This window comes from Pseudomonas sp. QS1027 (assembly GCF_002814235.1).
Taxonomy (GTDB): domain Bacteria; phylum Pseudomonadota; class Gammaproteobacteria; order Pseudomonadales; family Pseudomonadaceae; genus Aquipseudomonas.
The window spans coordinates 48,327-73,636 of record NZ_PHSU01000004.1 but is presented as its reverse complement, the minus strand read 5'-3'; the positions used below and the strand labels follow the sequence as shown (position 1 = coordinate 73,636).

The 25,310-nt window shown below is 60.1% G+C and carries 8 protein-coding genes and 2 pseudogenes; 9 read left to right on the top strand and 1 reads right to left on the bottom strand.

What is annotated here, in order from left to right:
• Positions 1–2: 2 nt before the first annotated feature.
• A complete protein-coding gene (locus CWE01_RS04140; protein WP_100939267.1) occupies positions 3–11,327 on the bottom strand; it encodes a hemagglutinin repeat-containing protein in 11,325 nt (3,774 codons plus the stop codon).
• 594 nt (positions 11,328–11,921) lie between these two features.
• On the opposite strand from CWE01_RS04140, the pseudogene CWE01_RS34155 reads away from it, so the two are divergent.
• The 9 genes and pseudogenes from CWE01_RS34155 to CWE01_RS04100 all read left to right on the top strand — a co-directional run.
• Positions 11,922–13,055: pseudogene (locus tag CWE01_RS34155) on the top strand (cache domain-containing protein); the annotation flags it as partial.
• 333 nt (positions 13,056–13,388) lie between these two features.
• Positions 13,389–13,916, top strand: a pseudogene (locus tag CWE01_RS34150) (methyl-accepting chemotaxis protein); the annotation flags it as partial.
• A 138-nt stretch (positions 13,917–14,054) separates the two neighbouring features.
• Complete coding sequence (locus CWE01_RS04130) at positions 14,055–14,519, top strand: SRPBCC family protein (RefSeq protein WP_100939265.1); 465 nt, start codon at positions 14,055–14,057, stop codon at positions 14,517–14,519.
• Between the two features lie 76 nt (positions 14,520–14,595).
• Complete coding sequence (locus CWE01_RS04125; RefSeq protein WP_100939264.1) at positions 14,596–15,615, top strand: alpha/beta fold hydrolase; 1,020 nt, start codon at positions 14,596–14,598, stop codon at positions 15,613–15,615.
• A gap of 14 nt (positions 15,616–15,629) precedes the next feature.
• Positions 15,630–16,583, top strand: a complete 954-nt coding sequence (locus tag CWE01_RS04120; protein WP_100939263.1) for a D-2-hydroxyacid dehydrogenase family protein — start codon at positions 15,630–15,632, stop codon at positions 16,581–16,583.
• A 512-nt stretch (positions 16,584–17,095) separates the two neighbouring features.
• A complete protein-coding gene (gene glgA / locus CWE01_RS04115) occupies positions 17,096–18,661 on the top strand; it encodes a glycogen synthase GlgA (protein ID WP_100939262.1) in 1,566 nt (521 codons plus the stop codon).
• A gap of 14 nt (positions 18,662–18,675) precedes the next feature.
• A complete protein-coding gene (gene treZ, locus CWE01_RS04110; RefSeq protein ID WP_100939261.1) occupies positions 18,676–20,484 on the top strand; it encodes a malto-oligosyltrehalose trehalohydrolase in 1,809 nt (602 codons plus the stop codon).
• The gene (gene malQ, locus CWE01_RS04105; RefSeq protein WP_100939260.1) at positions 20,481–22,562 is read left to right on the top strand and encodes a 4-alpha-glucanotransferase; all 2,082 of its coding nucleotides are present in this window, start codon (positions 20,481–20,483) and stop codon (positions 22,560–22,562) included. Before treZ ends, malQ begins: the two co-directional genes overlap by 4 nt.
• On the top strand, positions 22,559–25,300 hold the full coding sequence (locus CWE01_RS04100; protein WP_100939259.1) for a malto-oligosyltrehalose synthase: 2,742 nt from the start codon (positions 22,559–22,561) through the stop codon (positions 25,298–25,300). The genes malQ and CWE01_RS04100 overlap by 4 nt, the downstream gene beginning before the upstream one ends.
• The last annotated feature ends 10 nt before the right edge of the window (positions 25,301–25,310 follow it).

Genomic DNA, 25,310 nt, shown 5'->3' with positions numbered 1-25,310 from the left:
AATCACCACTTTACATAATCAGAAAATTGATTTTCAAATTTTTTCAACTCATCTTGAGAGGCCCGAGCCCACTCCCCCCTCTGAATCCGGCTGTTTGTATTAGCGTTAGGATTTGAAAACGAAGTCACCACCTCCCCATTTGGCTCTAAAATATGTATCCGACCATTACCACCCTTGATGACCCAACGCCCATCATCTTGAACGAGAATATCTGATGGGCGTGCCGTTTGAATATCATTGACGACCAATCCTACTGGACGCCCTTCAGCATTCCTAATTTTAGCATGCTCGCCGTATGTGATTTTGCTGCCATCGCTATTATACATAACGTCAGGCGAAGGAAGGTCCGTCACCGGATTGGTATAGCCAGTCCCTTTAGAGTCAACGATTTGACTGCCACCAGTATTCGTAGGCGAGGAAGGTTGAGCCCCCCCCAAAAATCCTCCACTCGCAGGGTTGGGGCCCTGAATATCGACAATCGGGTTGACCAGCTTTTGATTTTCATCATTAAGCAAGAAACCAGGGAAATGTGTACCAAATAGAAACTTCCAAAGTTCAATCGATATCCTGGCCTGCTCTGTCGCTGACTTTCCCACTTTAGAAGCAGCACTTGCAACAGCATTAGCGGCCTCTCTCATACGCTCTAAATTCTCAGGTGTTGCTGCAGCAGAAGCAAGCAACGCACCTAAAGCGGAAGCAGCACCAAGAGCAACAGGGACTAATGGACCAAAATACAAGACATCTAATTTTTCCTGCTTATTCAGTTCAGCCAGAAGCTGTATAGACTTCAAAGCACCGTTAAGATCCGTGCCAGACATGTCGGTAAGGCGCGCCAAAAGAGCTTCCGCATTTGCATCAAACTCCACATTTGCATTAACTAATAGAGCCCGCAGCACCTCAGCCCTTTTGACAGGATCACTGCTCATGAGTTTCTGACGATTCTCCCTTGCCTGCATGTAGAAAATGGTGCTCTTCATTTCCTTATCATTAATTGAATCATCTACTAGCAGCGGCATTACCATAAGCAAATCGATCAGACTAATCGCAGCGTTTTCGCTTTTCTCACCGTACGACGCGATATTTTTTTGCCACTGATTAAATGTTTCTTTCGGACTTAACACCGCTGCTACAGATGTGCCTGAAGCGTAGATATCAGTTCTCTTTTCTTTATCCCTAGTGACTTCATACGATTTATCTACATTTCGATTTAATCCTGCGACGGAGTTACTACCTGTCTCAGCATCTTTACGAACGGCAACTTCACCAGCACCCACAGTTGCTCGCACAATTTGTTGACGATCTTTTTCATAATTATAACCCTCAATACTCCACCCATTCTTACCCTCCGCCCCCTTACCGACCTGGCTACTATCTTGGACACCACCATCGCCGTTATTGTAAGAGCCGCCAATATTCAGGTAATAGCCGTGTTCTTTGTCCTTTCCGGCAATATCGCTGAAGCCTAAGGTGCGGGTATCCAGTTTAAGATTACCGCTATCAGAAGCAATGAGTGCGCCATCAATTTGGGTGTGGCTTTCTGTACGAACATCAACTTTATCTTTCGCAGTAATGCTTGTTTGCTGCTGGACCCAATTTGTTTTACCCGCTGTCTCACCGTAACCAACCGAACCGCTAGCACTCACTCCCAGCCCTACAGTGACGGTAGCGTTGATGTCAAACTCTTTGCCTTTGATCGTCCCCGTATCCACTGCCGAGGAAACATTGAGATCACCACCAACTCGGCCGACAACCTCATTGCCACGTAAGTTGGCACCTTTAATATTTGTGTCCTTCCCACTGGTAAAGCTGAGGCGATCTCCAGCATAAAGATAAGCCTCCTGCTGATGCTCTCCCTCTCGTTCAAGATTGCCCTTACCCAGACTGACACTGGCATATACACCCACCCCCTGAGAACCGACGGAAAAACCAACTTCTCCACCTCCGCTGCTCCTGTTGTTCTCGCTGGAACTACTGTTCTGAGCAGAACGAATATTCAGTTCATTTCCGGCATTGAGATCGATATCCCGACCGGTATTGACTTGGGTCCCGATAAGACTCAGGTCATTGCTGGCCTGCAGATTTACATCCCTTCCGGCACCAAGCTGGGTGACCGCTGATGAGCTTTGGCTGCTATCACCGCTCGCTACGCCATGGCTCCCGCCTATGCCGACTTTAAAGCCACCACTGGTCCCGCCATGGATCCCTCCCCAACTCTGACTTTCCTGGGTATCCTGACCGGTACTGCCTTTAGCAACATCAAGAGTAATATCACGCCCCTTGATGTTGATGTCGCGCCCAGTATCCAATTGGCCGCCGCGCATCAATACATCATTGTTTGCAGTGATATTAAGATCGTTACCTGCATTCAGCGTGGAAGAGCGGTTGGTTTGCTCAATGACCTGCTGGGTAGCACTTTGCTTGCTATTGCCGATCTTATCGTCAGCAGTTGGGCCTGCGAGAAACTGACTGACCGCATCTACAGCCTTAAGCGTGCTTGAGCCCTTGCTGACATCGTCCTCTCCCTTGCCAGCTCCGTTGACGGCGTCTTTAGTTTTACCGAAATTGTGGTTGATGGTCGCACTAACCCCGTTCCGTTCGACCTCGCGCTGTTGTTCTGTAAGCAGTGTTTCACGGGCTGCATCAATGTTGATGTTGCGTCCAGACGCCAGATTGATGTCATTGGCGGCTCTGAGATCAGAGCCAACCTGATTGATATCGCGCTTGGCGTTAACAGTCAGGTTCTCACCTGCATCGATCTGACTGGCGGCGGCAGTTTGTTGCTCTTTCCGATTTTTCTCGTTCTTGATCTCCGTCCCGACAAAAGCAGTGATGCCGTTATCGTCACCGGAAAACCCAATGCCAGACTGTTTTTTCTTTTCCCAGTCCTGCTGCGCAGTGCTGTTCTGTGCCGCAACGACATTCACATCGCGCCCAGCATCCAGACTGACGTTACGCCCTGCCTTGATACCGCTGCCACTCACGTTGATATCGCGCTCGGCCTGCAAGGTTGCGTCACGATCAGCAATGACATGACTGCCCACACTGGTACTGCTTTGAGCCTCACGACCGGCCTCTTTGGCCGAGGAGAAGGAAATGAAACCGCCCGAGACAGAAAGGCCGGTTTTCTTCTTGTATTCCTCAGTTTTGCTGTAGGCGGTGTCGTTGGCCGAAACCAGGTTGATGTCACCCGCCTTGTTAACGAGGCCTGCTCTCAACTCAACATCGTTACCAGCCGCCATCTGACTGGCGCGAAGACGGATATCGTTGCCAGATGCTACAACCACATCGTTGCCAGCATCCAGCTCGCTACCTACCTGAGAAGCCGTCGTTTGCAGTTGGCTCTTTCCGCTTTTGGAGAGCCCCAGGAACCCAGAGCTGGTTTTCTTGCTATAGGAACCGTGTTCTTCAACACCTGAAAGCACCGCCACATTATTGGTCGCAGCCAATATCAGGTCGTCACCCGCCTTGAGTTTACTACCAATGATGCTGAGGTCCCGGCCGCCGTTGATGCTGACGCTGCCGTTTGCTGCCTTGGTAGCGTTAACCGTCAGGTCGTGTCCAGCATCGATCACCGAAGCTACGTTGGTGCTGTCGTAGCTCTCAACCTGCTTACTGCTGCTTCGACCAAACGACCCACTGCTCTTTTTGTAATAGTAATAAGAGCTTTCGTTCTTGGCGGAAGCGATGGTCATGTCCTGGACCGCATCCAAGGCAATATCGCCACCTGCCTTTATACGACTGGCAATAATGTCGAGGTCTTTACCTGAGTCGACAGAAATATTGCCCCCCGCTTTGAGCTCGCTGGATTGCTGGCTGACACTGCGCGTTTCCAGTGTGCTTCTGCCCCGTGAGGCAAATTGACTTTCGTTTGCAGCAGACTCAATGCGGATGTCGCCATCGGAAGCTAACGCCATATCGCGCTTGCTTTCGATAGCACTGGCGATCGCACTGATATCACGCCCAGCACTCACTTGCAGGTCACGGCCAGCCGTCACGACCGCGCCATGCTGGGTGATCTGTTGATTCAGATAGAAGTCGCCTCGAGCGTCCATCGTGCGCTCTGCTACCGCGTTGACGTTCACGTCGCGACCAGCGCTGAGCTTCATGTCCGAGCCGCTGCTGAGCACGGATGCACTGTTGGAAATATCTCGACCGGCGCTGATGCTCAGATTGTTGGAAGCTTCAATGCGCGCAGAGCTGTCCAGGAGGTCGCGGTGCTCGCGGTCTTGTGCGAAACCTGAATCGAAGTGGCTGATATCGCGCTGGTTGAGCACATCTGCATGCGTTGCGGTAAGACTCACATCGCGCCCGGCAATGATGCCGCCTGACTTGTTGACGATGCTGTTGCCCGCCAACAGATCCAGGCGATTGGCCGATTCGATCAGACCGTTGTTGACCAGATCATTGTCCGCAGAGGCCTTGAGGTTGTTACTGGCACGCAAGGTCCCGCTGCTTTCCAGGTTCTCCCCGGCAATCAGGGTGACATCCGTACCCTGAATCAACGCTCCATTCGGCGCCAAGCGGTTGGTGGCTTGGGCCAGGTAGAGAACCGGCACCAGCACTTCCTCGCCGTTTACGACCTGCCTTTCCATCCAGACGATGTCGTGAGTCAGGGCCGCGACCTGCTGGGCCGTCAGGCTTACGCCGACCGACAGATCAAGCTGCTGCTTGCTACTGATGGCATTGTCCATCAGGTACTTGAACAGTTTTTCGTCCGAGGTTTGTCCGTCGATAAAACGTTGCCCGGTACGCGCAACCACCGCCTGCTGAATCAGTTTCTGCTCGTAGAAACCGTCCCCCAGGCGCTTGGCGCTTTCATCGGGTTTATAGCCCAATCCGGCTAACAGATAGTCCGAGCTCATGAACTGTTTGAGGTCGGTCAAAACCGGGTTGGTTTCAATCAGGTACTTTTGCGGATTGGACCTGCCTGAAGTGTCGGGCAATCCCTGAACACGGGTCAAATTTTGGCCGCCCACAGAAGCGACCACACCCTCTGCCCCCGATAGCTGGACGCCACGCACCTGCGCATTTGGCAAGCTTTGCTGACGTGCGACAGTACTGATCGTGTCGCCTATGTTCCAGTTTGGTAACCCGGCGTTAGTTTGGTCTCCCTGCTGACCCGACCCACTCTGACCACTTAGGCGAAACAACCCATTTGAACCGCTCGGGAGCGTAAAGCCAGGCAACGACAGTGGATTGACCTGTTGCTTAGCTAAATCAGGTGGCAGCTGTGAATTCAAGCTAGTGACAGTCGCACGGGTCGCTTTTTCTACGGCCGTATTTTGCGCGCCATTATCCTTCCCAACGAAGGCAGTACTATTATATAGAACCCCATTTTGAATAGTGTTTTTTGCATTAATTTCTACGGCCTGTCCCGCTTGAACAATCGAGGCCACATTTGCGCCACGCGTATATATTGTAGACATACTGTCTAGCCGGAAATTTGTAATAAATGCCGGGACCGGGACTTCTGGACCAACCCCAAACATTGGATTATAGCGCCCCGAATCAGCGTCCCGGCCATAATTAATTTGCTGAAAACAAGCGGCATCACCGCCTCCACAGTTTGGATCTTGATACCGGTACTCAGTCCTTGAATTTCTCTCCGCATAACGTGTCAACACTCCATATGATCCCGCATAGTCGGCGATAACAAGATTATAAAGAGCCCAAGGGTCCCCCGAACTCACATAGTTCCTAGTACGGGTAAAGTCTCCCGATTCTATCGATGTATTCTCAAAAGAATCAACGTTCAGTCTTATATTTTTACCCGCAGAAATAACAGAGCCAAAATTTGAGAAGACGGTTGCATCACCCAAAAAGTCTCCCCTAACCGAAACCGACGACACGTCCCCTACGGCCTTTGAGTCAGAGTGCCCAGCCTCAATCACTTCAAACACAAGTGGAGTGTCCCACATATTGCCGGGACCAGCCCCGAGAGACATCTTTATGTCACCCGATATGATTTTCTCCTGAGTTTCAAAAGACTTGACCCTATTATCAAACAGTTTTGTCGCCAGCAAAAAATCACCGTCAACACTAATGGTGGACGCGAGATTTTTTACACTATTAGCCCTACCACCGTCCGTCCCTGTCAGGTTTAAGTTTCCGAGGCTATACAGTGCAGCATTGTCGTTGGTGAAATCGTTCACCCTCACATCCATATCCGAGCCACTGAAAATCAACCCGTGATCATTCAGTAGTGCCGGTGTACTCAGCGAAAGTGTCTTTGAGCTGCCCAGCGTTCCGTAGTTATTGACTCCCCCTGCACTAACACTCATCCCAGCCGCAGAAGTGATCCGACCAGAGTTGTTCAATTGACTACCGACGTTGAGGGTCGTATCACCACCACCGGCGATGCTGCCGGTACTGCCCAGGCTCAGTTGCGCAGCACTCAGGCCCAAGGTGCCCAGACTGCTCAAACGGCCATTGCCGGTATAGCTGCCACCCAGGCTCAGGTTGACGTTGCCGTCACTGGCAATCAGACCATCGTTGTTCCAGTTGCCGCCGGTACCGGTCAGGCTGTTGGCCGCCAGCAACTGTCCGCTGCCAGTCTGGGTCAGGTTGTTGACGTTGAGCGTCAGGCGTCCGGCCTGAATCACGCTGCTGTTGGTCCAGCTGTCAGCCGTCAGGGTCAGGCCGCCACGTGTGATAAAGCTGCCACCGGCGTTGGTGATGTTGGCGGTGGCGGTATCAAAGGTGCCATTTCCCAGGTGCAACAGACTGCCACCCTGGTTCATGAAACTGCCAACGCCCAGGGTCAGATCGCTGTTGGCGGTTTCCAACTTGCCGTTGCTGTTGTCGAACAACCCGCCGATCTGGAATTCGGTCTTGCCGCTACCGCCCAGTGCACGCAACTGGCCCGTCTGGTTATCCAGGCTCGCGGCAGTGATCGAAAGGGTACTGTCACTCTCGATAATGCCCAGGCGGTTGTTCAGGGCGCCCACGAGGTTCAGGTTGATCTGGCGGCCGGAAATCTGACCGTCGTTATCACCGCTGTTATCGAAGTTGTTGCCCGAGACCTGGACCAGGCCTTGGGCATGGATCGCGCCATTGCGGTTGTCGAAGTCCCCTGCCCCGGTGTCGACCAGCGCATCACCCGTTTGCGCGGCAATGCGACCACCGTAGTTATCGAGTCCGCCCCAAGCTTGCAAATCCAGGCGCTGGGCCTGAATCAGGCCGCCCTGGCGGTTGTTGTTCAGGTCATAGCCGTTTTTCAGTACGCCGACGACACGGGTCGTCAACGCTCCACTGATGCTCGACAGCAGGCCACCACGGCTGTCGAGGTTGGTCGTCTTGATGAACAGGTCGCCGTCCTGGGCGATCACCTTGCCACTCTGGTTGTCGATATCACCGCTGACGTCGAGGCTGACCGCGCCCTTCCCTTGCAGCGAGCCTTTACCGTTGCCGAGGCTGGCGGCGCTCAGTTGCAGGTCGCCGTTACGGCTGGCGATCAGGCCGCCATTGCCGTTCTGTACCGCACCGGCTGAGGTGATCAGCAGCTTGTCATTGGCACTGACAAGGCCGCCATTGCTGCTGTCCAGGCCACCGGTGAGCAAGGTCAGCAGGCTTTGACTGGAGAGTTCCCCCCCCTGGTTGTTGATCTGGTTGCTGCGTTGCACCACCAGCGGACCGACGCCGGAGAGTTTGCCATGAGTGTTGGTCAGCGTACCGAGCAGATCGAGGGTGACCGCCGCACCGCTACTCAGGCTGCCGTTGCTGTTATCGAGGTCGGTACCGGTGAAACTCAACGCCTGTTGCGCCTGAACCGTGCCGTTATTGTTCAGGGCCATGGCGTTCAGCGTCAGCAGTGTTCCGGCGTCGATCAGGCCACCCTGACCGTTATTCAGCAGCCCCGTGATAGTCAGGCTTTGAGCGCCCGCACTGGAAAGCGTACCGGCGCTGTTATCGAGTCTGCCCGCCTTGATGGTCAAGGCTTGCTGGCTGGCCAGTGCACCGGCATTGCTGTTGAGCAGTGCGCCGCTGACGGTCACATCGACATTGCCGCTACGGCTGGAAACCGTGCCGCTGTTGCTGTTATCGAGCGAACCAGCCTTGATCGTCACACCTTGCCAACCCGACAGCAAACCAGCGTTCTGGTTGATCAGGTTGTCGGCAGTCAAGGTCAACTGGTTGTTGCTGATCAGCTTGCCGGAATTGCTGTTATCCAGCGTACGCCCGATCAGGTTGAGGCTTTGCGCACTAGTCAGCTCGCCGCCTTGGTTATTCAAGTCGCGCAGACGATTGATGCTCAACTGACCATCACTGGTGATATGGCCGGCAGCGTTGTTCAGGTCGCCGTTAGCCAGGTCGAGGCTAATCGCACTGCCTTGCAACCTGCCGCCCTGGTTGTTGAGTCCAGCACTGCTGATGGTCAGACCATTGGTGGCACTGATCAGCCCCAGGTTCTGGTTGATCAGTTGACCGTCGACAGTCAGTTCCAGCCCGGCACGGCTGCTCAGGGTGCCGGTTGTGTTATCCAGGCTGCCCGCACGCACATCAACGGCGGCAGCGGCGATCATGCCCTTGATATTGCTCAGGGCCTGGTCGATACGCAGGGTCAGGGGCTGGTTGCTCAGTAACTGGCCGTTATCGTTATTCAGACTAGCGGCGGCCAGCGTGAAATCCTGGGCGCTGGAGATTTCGCCGCCCTGGTTGTTCACCTCCTTGAGGTTGTTCAACACCAGCAACGGCGCTCGAATCACACCGCCCTGGTTGTTCAACTGGCCATGGTTGAGGTCCAGGGCAACAGAGGTGTCACTCTTGAGTTCGCCACCCTGCTGGTCCAGCCCGCTGACTTTGGCGGTCAGGGCTTTTGCGGCGCCAATACGGCCGCCATTCTGGTTGGTCAGTTGGGCGGTGGTCAGGTCCAGGTGGTCAGCACTGCTGAGGAAACCGCTGTGGCTGTTGTCGAAGTTGCCAGTGGTGATCGACACCGGGCCTTGGCCGCTGATCGTGCCTTGCTGACGGTTGTCGAGGCTGGCGCTGTGCAGGTCGATGCCGCCGTCGGTCACCAGTCGGCCACCCTGGTTGATCAAGACACCGGTGCTGGTGACGCCCAATTGACCGGCGCTGGAGAAACTGCCGCCCGAGTTATCCAGGCTGGCGGAATGAGCCGTCAGGGTGCCTTCGCTGCTGATCAAGCCGGAGAGCTGGTTGGTCAGGGCACCGTCGAGGGTGATCACCAGGCCCGACTGGGCGCTCAGTTTACCGCCGCTGTTATCCAGGCTGCTGCCGGTCAGCGTGGTGCTGCCCTGGCTGACCAACTGGCCCAGGCTCTGGTTGATCACTTGCGCGACCTTCAGGCCCAACGCGGTGTCGGAAAGGACCTTGCCGCCTTCGCTGTTATTTAGGAACTGACCGTTGAGGTTGACCGCCTGCACGCTGGAGATTTCCCCGGCGCGATTGTCGATATTGCCGACGTTCAGGGTCAGCAGCTTTTTAGCGGAGATCAGCGCCGCGTTGCGGTTGTCCAGGGTACTACCGGTCAGGGTCAGGTTACCGTCAGTGACCAGCGCGCCATCCTGCTGGTTGAAGGTGGTGACATTGGCAGTCAGGTCGCCCTGGCTGGAAATCCGGCCCGTGGCGTTGTCCACGGTGTCGGCGGTCAGGTTCAGCGGGCCATTGGTGATAACCGAGCCGCCGGTGTTATCAAGATGGGTCGCGGTCAGGTCGAGGCTTTGCTGCGCGGTGACGCGCCCCTTCTGGGTGTTGTCGAGAGACTGGCCCTTGAAGGTGAAGATATTGTTCGAACCCAGGCGACCGTTCTGGTTGTTCACTGCACCGCTGGCGGTAATGTCCAGAACGTTATTGGCCATGACCAGGCCGGTGAGGTTGTCCATCGAGCCGAGGATCAACGTGGTGTTGCCTTGGCTGGAGACTTCACCGGCGTTGTTGTTCAGATGACCGAGGGTGGCGATCAAGGCATTCTGGCCTTTGATCAAGCCGCCCTGGGCGTTGAGCACGGTGTCTGCGGTCAGATTCAGGGTGTCGGCGCTGATGACCCGGCCCTTGTTCTGGTTATCCAGGGTGGAAGCCACAACCGTGGTTTTCCGCTGACCACTCAGGGTCCCACCTTGGTTGCTCAGGGCTTGCGTGGCGCTGACATTCAGATCACGGCTGGCGATAACGCTCTGGCCGTTGTTGGTAACGTTCTGTGCAGTGATACTGACGTCAGCAAGCGCATTGCGGGTTTTGTCGGCGTTGACCCCGGCTTCGATAATGCCGTTGTTGGTCAGTTGGCCGCCGCTGGTGAGGCTGATGCGATCCTTGGCCACCAGATTGTTCTGACTGGTCAGATCGCCCTGGGTTTTCACATCCAGGGTCGTACCGGCGTACATCGGACCTTTGGCTTCAAGGCTCGCGGCGTTGACATTGATCGCCCCGCTCGCCCCCGTCTCGACCATGCTCAGATGACCATTGGCATCGAGCTGGATATCCCCACCACTGGCAACCATCTTGCCGTCAAGTTTTACCCCCACACCGGCCTCAGTACCGACCAGCCGGATAGCACCCGCATACATACCGCCCAATGCCGAAGAGTCGATCGCCAGTTGCGGCGCATCAGCCGGATTCGCCGCACGAGCCGTGGCCTTGAGCGTCTTGGCATCGACATCGTTGGCACCGGCAATGATCGCCAGCTTCTTCGCATTGATCTCGGCATTGAGCTTGGCCGAGCGGGTGATGATTTCGAACTGGTCGATATTGCTGGCGTTCAGGCCTGCACCGTCGATGGACACGCTACCCCGATCAACCTGATACCCCGTGAGCTGACCGTTGCTGATCACTGGCTTACCGGTGGTCAACGTCGCCTGCGGAGTGTTGATAAAGCCGCAACCGTTGCAACTGATCCCATACGGGTTGGCCACGATCACATGGGCCGACTGCCCCGCCACCTCGGTATAACCGCGCAACTGGCTCGGACTCGCGCCATTCACCTCGTTGAGGATGATATTGGCCGATCGGCCATTGAGGTTCTGGTTGCCGAGAATGATCCCGCCCAGTTGCGTCGACTGGGTCCGCCCCGTGGCGTTATTGAGGATGACCCCGTTGGCCCCGACGTTGTAATCGGTGAACTGGTTGTGGGACAGCCCCTGGGCATTCGGCGCGGCGATATTGACGATGGGGACGCCATTGCCCGCCTGGCCGAGCGTGGTGCCCGGCGCACTGACTACAATCCCATCCGCCTGCACCAGCAACGGCTGCCAGAACATCGCGTTCGCCAGAATGAATGCCAGCCCGCGCTTGGGCAGTCCCCAAAAGTGCTCACGGCTTTTCAGGGCAGCAGAAGGCTGACCCACGAGGAAGGCAAACTGGCGAACATCCATGTCGGAATCTCGATGCAACGAAGGCAATAAATTGAATTAAAAGAAGCACGGCGCTTCACGCCCGATGGCACCGCTCATTGAGCAGCGCTAAATCAGGGCATGGATCGATACAGGGCTTGAGCCGGCGCTCGCAAACGCGAGTCAGCAACGTGCAGGTCGATGGTCTTGATGGGGAAACGGCGTCGCGCCTGCCCCCACATCGCAAATCCTTTTGGATAGCCTTATGCCATCAACGGGGCGCGATCATAGGGTGGCCATTTAATGACGTCAACGAAATGTACCAATTTATTTCAACTAAGATATATACACCCTAAAAAGCGCTCAGAGTGCCCTGGAAATAGACGCGGATTGGTCAAGGTTCCAGCTGATAACAGCAGACCAGAGCTGATTGATATCGGCGAGCGATTATTTCAAAAAACATACATTCAACTCGCCGCTGTTGAGTTTGTTTCTCTCTAACCACCTTACCGGTGTTTTCTCGGCTTTCTTGCACGATCGTACCTAAAGCTCGATCAGCTCAAGCCGATAACCCAACGAAGCCCTGACTCGATCAGGCGACCGAACAATAAAAGCCGCTTTGCAAGGACAGGTCCCATGCCTATGTTCCGTACGATCCAAGCCCGCTACACGCTGTTTCTGGTCCTGTTCGTTCTGCTGCTGTTTGTCCTGACCGTGGTCGGGATCAGTCAGTTGGTCGCGCCCACGTTGCGCAAGACCGAGGAACAGGTCGTACTCAACCGCGTGGCCGAAGTGGCCGAGCAGATCAAGAACGAGTTGAACAAGGTCCAGGCCCAGCAGCGCAGCATCACCCAGACCATTCCCCTGCTCGACAGCGACACCATCGACAAGGTCCTGCCTGGCCTGGTGGATCAGTACGGCGAGCTGAAGGTCTTCGGCGGCGGCATCTGGCCCCTGCCCGGCCAGCGCACGCCAGGACGGAACAAGCACAGCACCTTCTGGCACCGCGATGCCAACGGCCAGTTGCAGGTCAACACTTTCTGGAACAGCGCCGAAGCGCCCAACTATTACGAACAACCCTGGTACAAGGGCGGCATGGCCACCCCACGCGGCCAGTGCGCCTGGGCGGCGGCCTACAAGGATGACGCCAGCCAGGAGCCACGCACCAACTGCGCCATGGCCATCCAGCGTGACGGCGTGCCCTACGGCGTCTCGACCATCGACGTGACCCTGGGTTTCTTCAACGACCTGGTGGCGCGCAAGGAAAAAGACATCGGCGGTGAAATGCTGATCGTCGAAGCCGACGGCAAGATCATCAGCAACAGCACCCATATCAACAGCCCGGTGGTGCTCAAGAACATCAGCGACCTGGCCGGCAGCTCGGCCTTCGCCGCGCAGGTCAAGACCGCCCTGCAAAACCGCGACGCCGCGTCCCACCGCGTGGAGTTCAACAACGACGGCGTGGCCAGCACCTTCTTCATGCGCCCCATCGAAGGCACCCCCTGGTTCCTCGCCACCGCCCTGCCGACCCAGTTGATCACCGCCCAGCGCGATGACGTGCTCAATACCCTGGCCCTGCTGCAGATCCCGATGATCGTGCTGCTGGTGCTGTTGCAGGTGTATGCCATCAGCAAGCTGATCAACCGGATGCGCGCGCTCAAGACCAATATCGACGCACTGTCCGCCGGCGATGCCGACCTGACCCGACGCATCACCATCCGCGCCGAAGATGAACTGGGGGCCATCGGCCACTCGGTGAACCGCTTTATCGTCTACCTGCAGAACATGATCGGCGAAGTCACCCAGGCCACCGGTGACATGGCCTCAAGCCTGGACAAGCTGCAGAAGACCTCGGCTCATACCAACCAGATCCTCACCCGCCACGCTTCGGAAACCGAGCAGACGGTCACCGCCATCACCGAGATGAGCGCCACCGCCGACACCGTGGCCGAGAACGCCGCCGAAACCGCCGCCTTCACCCAGCGCGCCAACGAACACGCCGACCGTTCGCGGGTGGTGGTGGGCGAGGCTTCCAGCAGCGTGGTCGCGCTGATCGACGAAGTTTCCAGCGCGACCCACAAGGTCGAGAGCATGCAGCAGGACGCCCAGCGCATCACCGAGATTCTCGGGGTGATCGGCGCCATTGCCGGGCAGACCAACCTGCTGGCCCTGAACGCCGCCATCGAAGCCGCCCGCGCCGGCGAGCAAGGTCGCGGCTTTGCGGTGGTGGCCGACGAGGTTCGCGCCCTCGCCGCCCGGACACAGGCCAGCACCTCGGAAATCAACGAGATGCTCACTCGCCTGACCCAGGGCGTCAGTTCGTCGGTAGCGGCCATGGAAAACACCCAGGCCAGCTGTCAGTCCGCGGCCGACGCCACGGCGCGGGTCAACGCCGGGCTCGATGAAATGGCCGGCTCCGTCAGCCATATCAACAGCCTCAGCACCCAGATCGCCACGGCCGCCGAACAGCAGAGTTCGGTCACCGAGGAGATCAACCGCAGCATGGTGCAGATCCGCCACATGGTCGAAGAACTGGTCCAGAGCGGCCACGCCACCGACGACAATACCCGCAGCCTGCTGGACGCCAACAACCGCGTCAGCGCGCTGATGGGCCGCTTCAAAGTCAAATAAAACACTGATGGTCGTGCCCCGCAGTCGGGGGCACGACCGCCGGTCTTGTACCGATTTTGTACATCACGAAATATTTTGTATCACCTATGCTCATCATTGTTTCCGCCCTTTAACAAGGAACGCAGTCGGAGCAGAGCCATGGAACAACCCTCTTTCCAGCCTTATGCCAAGACGCTCAGTAACGAAATCTACATAGAGGCCGCAATCGAGACGGTCTACGCCTACGTGACCCAGCCTGATCGCTGGCACGAATGGCACCCCACTTCCGTCAGCGCCGAGACCGGTATCCGTGGTCCCTTGCCCAAGGATCACCGCTTTACCGAGGTCATTGACCTGCTGGGTTTGCGAATCGAGATGAACTATCGGGTGGTCATCGCCAATGCCCCGGTCGAGTTCAAGATGGCCTTTACCTCCTCGGTGGTCGATGGCTGCATTTATTACAGCCTGCATCGTCACGGTTATGGCACGCAGTTCACCCGCACCCTGCAATACATCACCGAACTGAACCTCAGCGGTTTGCACGCACGCATGGTCGACCTCTCGACCCGGGCGATGGACAACCTCAAACACCTGATGGAAACGCCGAAGCGCTCCACCGCCTGACGCTCTCGGGCGCCTCCGTTAATCCAGGGTTAATCGCGGGTCACCAGCATCGGGACGATTCTTACGGAGATCCTGTATGTCGAATGCCCGCGCACTCATGCTCGGCGGCCTGTTCCTGGCCGCGTCCCTCCCTGTCCTGTCCCACGCAGCCGAAGGCCCGGCCTATGGCCCGGAACTGCAAGGTTTCGAATACCCTTACCCGGTTCAGCATTTCGCCTTCCAATCCCAGGGCAAATCCCTGCAGATGGGCTACATGGACGTCCCGCCCAGCGGCAAGGCCAACGGCCAGAACATCGTGCTGATGCACGGCAAGAACTTCTGCGGGGCTACCTGGGACTCGTCGATCAAGGCCCTGAGCGCCGCCGGCTACCGGGTGATCGCCCCGGACCAGATCGGCTTCTGCACCTCCAGCAAACCCGACAACTACCAGTACAGCTTCCAGCAACTGGCGAATAACACCCACGCCCTGCTGGAAAAACTCGGCATCGAGAAAACCCTGATCCTGGGCCACTCCACCGGCGGCATGCTCGCCACCCGCTATGCCCTGCTCTACCCGCAACAGGTCGAACGCCTGGCGCTGGTCAACCCCATCGGCCTGGAAGACTGGAAAGCCCTGGGCGTCCCCTATCGCAGCGTCGACCAATGGAACGAGCGCGAGCTGAAGCTCAACGCCGAGGGCATCCGCAATTACGAACGCAGCACTTATTACGCCGGCCACTGGAAACCCGAGTTCGACCGCTGGGTCGATATGCTCGCCGGCCTGAACAAAGGCCCCGGTCACGTCGCGGTCGCCTGGAACTCGGCGCTGATCTACGACATGATCTTCACCCAGCCGGTCTACTACGAGTTCAAGGACCTGAAGATGCCCACCCTGTTGCTGATCGGCACCGCCGACACCACGGCCATCGGCAGCGATATCGCGCCGCCCGAGGTCAAGGCCAAAATCGGTCACTACGACGTACTCGGCAAACAGGTGGCGAAACTGATCCCACGTTCGACCCTGGTGGAGTTCCCAGGCCTGGGTCACGCACCGCAGATGGAAGAACCGGCACGTTTCCACAAGGCCCTGCTCGACTGGCTGGCCAGCAAACAATAATGAGGAAAGAGTGAATGACCCTACAGATCGCGGTAATCGATGACTGGCAAGGCGTGGCCGCCGAGGCGGTGGACTGGAGTGCCTTGAACGCCGTGGGCCAGGTCAGTTTTCTCCACGACTACCCGGCCGATACCGCGACCATGGCCGAGCGCCTTGGCGGTTTCGAGGTGATCTGCGTGATGCGTGAGCGCAGCCCGTTCAACGAGGCCCTACTGCGCCAACTGCCCCGCCTGAAGCTGCTGGTGACCGGCGGCATGCGCAACGCCGCCCTCGATATCAAGGCCGCCAACGCCCTGGGCATCCAGGTCTGCGGCACCGATAGCTACAAGCAGGCCGCGCCGGAGCTGACCTGGGCGCTGATCATGGCCGCCAACCGCAATCTGCTCAAGGAGGCCAACTCCCTGCGCGCCGGACACTGGCAGCAAGGCCTGGGCGGCGACCTGTATGGCAAGACCCTGGGCATTCTCGGCCTGGGCAGCATCGGCCAGCGCATTGCCGGCTACGCCAAGGCCTTCGGCATGCGGGTCATCGCCTGGAGCGAGAACCTCACCGCCGAACGCGCCGCCGAATCCGGAGTGGAATACGTCAGCAAGGCCGAACTGTTCAAGCAGGCCGACCTGCTCTCCGTGCACCTGGTGCTCAGCGAGCGTTCCCGCGGCCTGGTGGACGCCGAGGCCCTGGGCTGGATGAAACCCACGGCCTACCTGATCAACACCGCGCGCGGGCCGATCGTCGACGAACAGGCGCTAATCGCCGCGCTTGAACAGGGCCAGCTGGCCGGTGCCGCCCTGGACGTCTTCGAACAGGAGCCGTTACCCGCCGACCATCCGTTCCGCACCCTGGACAATGTCCTGGCCACCCCCCATGTCGGCTATGTCAGCCAGAACAACTACCGGCTGTTCTACAGCCAGATGATCGAAGACATCCAGGCCTGGGCCGCCGGGCAGCCAATCCGCCTCCTGGGTTAAACACGCAACGACCGGGGTGAGGTAATGGACAAGCCCCTCCACCCCGGTCGCGCGGCCTCGTTTACTCGCGCCCAGCCACCCACGCACCATTCTTGAGCGGTTGGACTTCGAGCCTGCCTCAGCAAGGTGCGACCGTTCAGGGACGGTCGTTCCAGGTGTCCGTGCTATCGATTGAGCCTTAGGTCAAGCGCGCGGGATTTTTCCAATATTCGTCTAAACAACGCCCTTCACGGCGACGACATCTCTCCTACACTGATTTTCGGGCCTGCTGACCGCTCAGTCATTTCGTCGCAAAAAAGTCGAAACTTCTGATGCTGCGGTCGGTCAGGTTAAAGGTAGGGCCTCTAGTTCGGGTGTATTACGGACAGAGGCTTCCCCACTCTTTCTTGCCTCCGTGCGACGAGCATTCTTCGCCCAGTCGCCCGGAACCGGTGTGTCCGACCAAAGGAAGCGGTTTGGGCACGCTGTATGAAAGAAAGGAAGAACCAGATCAAATAAGACGGGAGAGACACATGATCAGCGCTGCGTTGGGAACTCAGGGAGAGCATTTGAATCAGGCCAGCGAAGCGGTCCCCGTGTCAGTCCCCTTGGCGGGAGGAAAGCCCGTGTTGGCGGCACCCGCTGTCAATCCCAACAAGAAAAAGGTGCTGTTCGTCACCTCCGAATTCGCCGACCTGGTCAAGACCGGCGGCCTGGGCGACGTCTCCGCGGCCCTGCCGCGGGCGATGCTCCACCTGCACGATGTGCGGGTGCTGATCCCCGGTTATCCGCAGGTGATGAACAGCGATAACCCGATCCATATCATCGGCGAGCTGGGGGGCCACGCCGCACTGCCACCGTGCAAGATCGGCCGCATGGACCTGCCCGACGGCCTGGTGATCTACGTGCTGATCTGCCCCGAGCTGTTTGAGCGGGAAGGCACGCCCTATGGCGCCAACAACGGGCGCGACTGGCCGGACAACCATATCCGCTTCGCCCGCCTGGGCCTGGCCGCCGCCGATATCGCCGCCAACCTGGCGCAGATCCACTGGACCCCGGACCTGGTCCACGCCCATGACTGGCCGGCCGGCCTGGCCCCGGCCTATATGCACTGGCGCGGCCAGCGCACCCCGACCCTGTTCACCATTCACAACCTCGCCTATCAGGGCGTGGTCAGCCTGGCCTGCTGCCCGGAACTGGGGATCCCACCCCACGCCCTGCAACAGGAAGGCATGGAGTTCTACGGCAAGCTGTCGTTCCTCAAGGCCGGCATGGCCTACTCCAGTCATATCACCACGGTGAGTGCCACCTACGCCCAGGAAATCACCACGCCGCAATTCGGCTGTGGCCTGGACGGTTTCCTCGCCAGCAAGACCCACCAGGGCCTGCTCAGCGGCATTCCCAACGGCATTGACGAAAGCTGGGACGCCGCCACCGACAGCCATCTGGTCCACCCCTTCACTCCGGGTGACTGGGAAGGCAAGGCGGTCAACGCCGCCCATGTGCGCAACCTGTTCGGCCTCGATCCGTCGACCGGACCGCTGTTCGCGGTGGTTTCGCGGCTGGTCTACCAGAAAGGCCTGGACCTGACCGAAGCGGTCAGCGAAATGATCGTGGCCGAAGGCGGCCAGATCGCGATCATCGGCCGTGGCGAACCGGAAGAAGAACAGGCCATGCGCCAACTGGCCTTGCGTTTTCCAGGCCGGATCGGGGTGCGCATCGGCTTCAATGAAACCGACGCCCGACGCATGTTCGCCGGCAGCGACTTCCTGCTGATGCCTTCGCGCTATGAACCCTGCGGCCTGAGCCAGATGTACGCCCAGCGCTTCGGCTCGCTGCCGGTGGCACGCAATACCGGCGGGCTGGCCGACACCATCGATAACGGGGTCACCGGCTTCCTGTTCGACGAGTCCACGGTGGAAAGCTACACCGAGGCGCTGCGCCGTGCATTCAAGGTGTTCGCCTATCCGCCACTGCTCAACGCCATGCGCTGCCGGGCCATGGCCGCGCCGTTCAACTGGTGCAAGGCGGTGGAACCCTACGCCGAGCTGTACCAGAACCTGGTGACCAAATCCCGGAGCAGGTCGGGCCAGCACTGAGGAGGTCTTCATAGATGCCGTTACGGACTCTGGAAACCTGGCCTCATGGCGCGACCCTGCTGGACGCCGAGCACACCCGCTTTGCGCTGTGGGCACCGGACGCCTATTACGTCAGTGTCGAGCTGGACGATGGCCGTTCACTGGCCATGCTGCCGCAGCACGACGGCTGGTTTGTCCTCGAGGCCCGCTGCCCGGCCGGCAGCCAATATCGCTTCCATATCGACGGCGAGCAACTGGTGCCCGACCCGGCCTCGCGGCGCCAGGTCGGCGATGTGCACGGGCCGAGCCAGGTGGTCGACTCCCTGGCCTATCACTGGCAGCACAAGGACTGGCAGGGGCGGCCCTGGCACGAGGCGGTGATCTACGAGCTGCACGTCGGTGTCCTCGGTGGTTATCGCCAGGTCGAAAGCCAACTGGCACGCCTGGCCGAACTCGGAGTCACCGCCATTGAGCTGATGCCCCTGGCCCAGTTCCCCGGCGAACGCAACTGGGGCTACGACGGCGTGCTGCCCTATGCGCCGCATGCCGCCTATGGTTCGCCCGAAGACCTCAAGCACTTGATCGACACGGCCCACGGGCATGGCCTGATGGTGCTGCTGGACGTGGTCTACAACCACTTCGGCCCGGACGGCAATTACCTCGGCCAATACGCCAAGGACTTCTTTCGCGACGACCAGCAGACCCCCTGGGGCGCGGCGATCGATTTCCGCCGCCGCGAAGTCCGCGACTTCTTTATCGACAACGCCCTGATGTGGCTGCTGGAGTACCGTTTCGACGGCCTGCGCCTGGATGCCGTGCACGCGATCAATGACAGCACCCTGCTCCACGAGCTGGCCTACGCGGTACGCCACCAGGTGGACACGGCGCGGCACGTGTGGCTGACCCTGGAAAACGAACGCAACCAGGCCAGCCTGCTGGAGGAGTCCTTTGACGCCCAGTGGAACGATGACGGCCATAACGCCCTGCACGTCCTGCTGACCGGCGAGACCGACGCCTATTACGCCGACTATGCCCGGGAAACCACCACCAAACTGGCCCGCTGCCTGAGCCAGGGCTTCGTGTTCCAGGGCCATCCCGACCGCCACGGCCATAGTCGCGGCGAACCCAGCGCGCATCTGCCCCCCAGCGCCTTCGTGCTGTTCCTGCAGAACCATGACCAGATCGGCAACCGGGCCCTGGGCGAGCGCCTCAACCAACTCTGCCCGGCCCCGGCGCTGCGGGCGGCCACGGTGCTGCTGCTGTTGTCGCCGATGATCCCGTTGCTGTTCATGGGCGAGGAAACCGCGGCCCGCGAACCCTTCCTGTTTTTCACCGATCACCACGGTGAACTGGCCGACGCCGTGCGCGAAGGCCGGCGCGCGGAGTTCGCCGATTTCCCGGCCTTTGCCGACCCCGCGCGCCGGGCGCATATTCCCGACCCGAACGCCGCCGTCAGCTTCAACGACTCGCGCCCCGACCTGAACGACGCCAGCGACGACTTCAACCGCCAGGCCACGGTACGCCTCTACCGCCAGTTGCTGGAACTGCGCCACCGCGAAATCATCCCCCGACTCCCCGGCGCCCAGGCCCTGGGCACCGATGTCCTGGCCGACGGCGCCCTCAGCGCGCGCTGGCGCATGGGCGATGGCAGCCTGCTGCGCATCGACCTCAATCTCAGTGCCGAGTCCGTCGACCACAGCCCACCCACCGAGGCCCGTTTATTGTTCGAAAGCACTGCCGGCGCCAGTCGCCAACTGGAAGAAGGTCATCTGGCCCCCTACTGCGCGCTGGTTACCCTGACCCCCGGGGACGTCACGCAGTCACCCACCGGAGAGCACCCATGAGCGACGCGCAACTGGAAATACTCGCCAGCCGAGCCGGCCTGGCCGTCGATTGGATCGACGCCAATGGTCGGCCACAGAAAGTCCGGCCCGAGGTCTTGCGCAAGGTCCTGGCCGGGCTCGGCCATCCCGCCGACACTGACCAGGCCATCGAGAACAGCCTGCAGGAACTGCAACTCGCCCAGCAACAGAAACACCTGCCACCGCTGTTGACCGCGGACGCCGGCAAGGGCCTGGACCTGGCCCACTATTTCGCCGCCGATACTGCCTGCGAGGTGCACCTGGAAAACGGTACGGTCCTGCATTTGCACCTGGACCAGGACGCGGTGCTGCCGGGCAAGGTTCCGGTGGGCTACCAGACGGTGCATATCGCCGGCCAGCACTTCACCCTCGCCGTCGCCCCGGCGCAGTGCCACAGCGTCGCGGCGGCCACCGATAGCGCGACACCCCGCGCCTGGGGCCTGACGGTCCAGCTGTATGCCCTGCAACGCGCCGGCGACGGCGGTTTCGGCGACACCCTGGCCCTGGAGAGCCTGGTCCGCGCTGCCGGCGAACGCGGCGCCGACGCCCTGGCGATCAGCCCGCTGCACGCCATGTTCAGCTGCGACCCGCAACGCTACAGCCCCTATTCGCCGTCCAGCCGGCTGTTCCTCAACAGCCTTTATGCGGCGCCGGAGGCGATTCTCGGCGAACGGGCCCTGCGCCAGGCCATCGACATCACGGGACTGGCCGATGAACTGCAGCAGTTGGAAGCGCTGCCATTGATCGACTGGCCCCGCGCCGCCCGCGCCAAACAACGGCTGTTGCGCGCGTTGTACGACGGCTTTCGCCTCGGCACTCACGCGCTCGCCACGGACTTCGCGCGCTTTCGCCAGAGCGGCGGCGAAGCCCTGGAAAATCACTGTCGCTTCGAAGCCCTGCAAGCAACCTGTACCGCCCGCGGTGAAAGTACCGACTGGCGGCACTGGCCCGCGGCCTGGCACCATCCCGACAACCCGGCCCTCGTCACCTTCGCCGAGGAGCAGGCCGAGGAGATCGGCTTCTACGCCTTCAGCCAATGGCTGATCGCCCGGAGCCTTGAACGCGCGCAAAACGCCGCCCGGAACAGCGGCATGGGCATCGGCCTGATCGCCGACCTCGCCGTGGGTGCCGATGGCGGTGGCAGCCAGGCCTGGAGCCGGCAGGACGAGCTGCTGGCCGAACTCACCGTCGGCGCACCGCCGGATATCCTCAACCGCGCCGGGCAAAGCTGGGGCATTTCAGCCTTCGCCCCGGAGGGCCTGAAGCGCCATGGTTTCCGCGCCTTTATCGAAATGCTGCGGGCCAACTTCGCCCATGCCGGCGGCCTGCGCATCGACCATGTGATGGGCCTGCAACGGCTCTGGGTGATCCCCCTCGGTTCCCCGCCCAGCGACGGCGCCTACCTGTATTACCCGGTGGACGACCTGCTGCGCCTGCTGACCCTGGAGTCCGCGCGCCACCAGGCGGTGGTGCTCGGCGAAGACCTCGGCACGGTGCCCGAGGGCCTGCGGGAAAAACTCGGTGCCCGGGCGATCCTCGGCATGCGCGTGCTGTTGTTCGAGCAGGAATACGACCATCGTTTCCGGCCGATCCTCGACTGGCCGGACGACGCCCTGGCCATCACCAGCACCCACGACCTGCCCACCCTCAATGGCTGGTGGCATGCCCGGGATATCGACTGGAACACCCAGCTCGGGCTGATCGACAACAGCACCGCCGATCACTGGCGCGAAACCCGCGAACGCGAACGCGAGGGCTTGCGTCGCGCCTTGAGCAACGACCCGCAGAATTTCAGCGACGAATCCCACGAGACCGACCAGGTCCTCGATGCCAGCGTGCGTTTCCTCGGCCATACCCGCGCGCCCCTGGTGTTGCTGCCGCTGGAGGACGCCCTCGGTGTCGAAGAACAGGCCAACCTGCCCGGCACCCTCGACAGCCACCCCAACTGGCGGCGGCGCCTGCCCGGTGACAGCAGCCAGTTGCTCGACGATGTCGACGCCGCCCGCCGTCTCGAACTGCTGGCCTGTGCCCGACTCCAGGCTGCCGAGCGTGACCGATGAAACCACCCTTGCGTGCGACGGTACGCCTGCAGTTTCACAAAGGCTTCAGCCTGGATGACGCCGTAGTGCTGGTGCCCTACTTCGCCCAGCTGGGCATCAGTCATGTCTATGCCTCGCCGCTGCTCACCGCGCGCGACGGTTCCATGCACGGCTACGACGTGGTCGACCCGACCCGGGTCAATCCGCAACTGGGCGGCGAACCGGCGTTGCGGCGCCTGGTACAAGCCCTGCGCCAGCACGATATGGGCCTGATCCTCGACATCGTCTCCAACCACATGGCCGTCGGCGGCGCGGACAATCCCTGGTGGCTGGACCTGCTGGAGTGGGGCCGGTTGAGCCCCTACAGCGAGTTTTTCGATATCCAGTGGCACTCGCCCGATCCGTTGCTCGAAGGGCAATTGCTCATGCCCTTCCTCGGCAGCGACTACGGCGTGGCCTTGCAGGAAGGCAGCATTCCCTTGTGCTTCGATGCCGAGCACGGCGGCTTTCATATCGAGCACTACCAGCATCGTTTTCCCATCTGCCCCCGGGACTACGCGCAGATACTGGCCGACATCCCTGAACTGGAAACCCTCACCGGGCACTTCAAGGCCCTGAACAGCCTGCCTGACCCCTATGCCCAGGCCCAGCTCCTGCGCGCCGAACTGTCGCAACGCCACGAGCTGCATGACGCCATCGAGCAGAACCTTGCCCGTTATGACTCGCGCCAACCCGAAGGTTTCCAGCGCCTGCACCGGCTGCTGGAGCGCCAGCACTACCGCCTCGCCAGTTGGCGCACCGCCGCCGACGATATCAACTGGCGGCGCTTCTTTGATGTCAACGAACTGGGTGGCTTGCGGGTCGAGCGCCCGGCGGTGTTCGAGGCCACCCACCAGAAAATCTTCCAGCTGATCGAGGACGGCCTGGTGGACGGGCTGCGCATCGACCATATCGACGGGCTCGCCGACCCACGCGGTTACTGCCGCAAGCTGCGCCGACGGGTCGACAGCCTGGTCCCCGGGGAGCACCTGCCGATCTATGTGGAGAAGATCCTCGGCCAGGGCGAAAGCCTGCACCGCGACTGGCGGGTAGACGGCACCACCGGCTATGAATTCATGGACCAGCTGTCGCTGCTGCAACACGACCCGCGTGGCGAGCAGCCCCTGACCGAACTCTGGAGCCAACTGAGCGAGCGCCCCGGCGAGTTCGGCGAGGAAGCCCGACTGGCCCGCCAGCAGATCCTCGCAGGTGGACTCGCGGGCGACTGCGAAAGCGTGGCCCAGGCCCTGCTGCAAGTGGCCCGGGACGACGTGATGAGCCGTGACCTGACCCTCGGCGCGATACGCCGGGCCTTGCAGGCGCTGATCGTGCATTACCCGGTGTACCGCACCTATATCAACGCCGGTGGCCGCCCGGCCGAAGACGAAGTGTTTTTCCAGCAAGCCCTGGCCGGCGCCCGCACCACCCTCGGCGAGGCCGACTGGCCGGTGCTCGACTACCTGCAACAGTGGCTCGGCGGACAACCCTGGCGCGAGCGCCCACCGGGACGTCAGCGCAAACTGCTCAAGCATGCCTGCGTGCGCTTCCAGCAGCTGACCTCACCGACAGCCGCCAAAGCCGTGGAAGACACCGCGTTCTATCGCTCGGCGGTGCTGCTCTCGCGCAACGACGTGGGCTTTTCCACCGAACGCTTCAGCGCCCCCGTGGAAGACTTTCATGCGGCCAACCGAGCCCGCCTGGAACACTTCCCGGACAACCTGTTGACCAGCGCCACCCATGATCACAAACGCGGTGAAGACAGCCGCGCGCGCCTGGCGGTACTGAGCGAATGCGCCCCGTGGTACGTCGAACAGGTGCAAGGCTTTCGCGAGTTGGCCCAGGCGCTGCGTGACGATCCCCAGGCACCGTCGGCGGCGGACGAGCTGATTCTCTATCAGGCACTGCTGGGCAGTTGGCCGCTGGCCCTGTCGAGCGACGATTCGGCCGGCCTGCAGGATTACGCCGAGCGTCTCTGGCAATGGCAAAACAAGGCGCTGCGCGAAGCCAAGCTGCACAGCAGTTGGAGCGCCCCGAACGAGGCCTACGAACAGGCCTGCCGCAACTTTCTCGAAGCGCTGCTGACCCGCCCCGTCGGCCTGCCGCTGCGCCAGGCCCTGGTCGCGACGCTGGAAAAAATCGCACCGGCCGGGGCCCTCAACAGTCTGGCCCAGTGTTTGCTGCGCATGACCGTACCGGGTGTGCCGGACCTGTACCAGGGCAACGAGTTCTGGGACTTCAGCCTGGTGGACCCGGACAATCGCCGGCCGGTGGATTTCACGGCCCGGCAACAGGCGCTGCAACACTCGACATCGCCCAGGGCGCTGTTGACGGACTGGCGCAGCGGTCGGCTCAAACAGGCCTTGATCGCCCGTACGCTGGCGGTGCGGGCCGAATGTGGGAGGGTCTTCAGTCACGGCGATTATCAGCCGTTGGAGGTACTCGGCGAACAGGCCGAACACGTACTGGCCTTTATGCGCAGCACACCAACGCAGCGGGCCATTGTGATCGTACCCAGGCTGGCGGCCGGACTGCTGGCCAGCGATCAACTGCCGTGGGTACCGGCACCGGTTTGGGGCGATACGCGGGTCAAACTGCCGTTCGCCGCACCGGGTAGCAAATTAAAGGGATTATTTTCGATGTGCGCAGTCACAAACCATAGCGAGCTGATGGTCGGTGAGGCACTCGGAGATTTCCCGGTCAATCTCTTTACCCAAAATTGAGTTCAGGAGC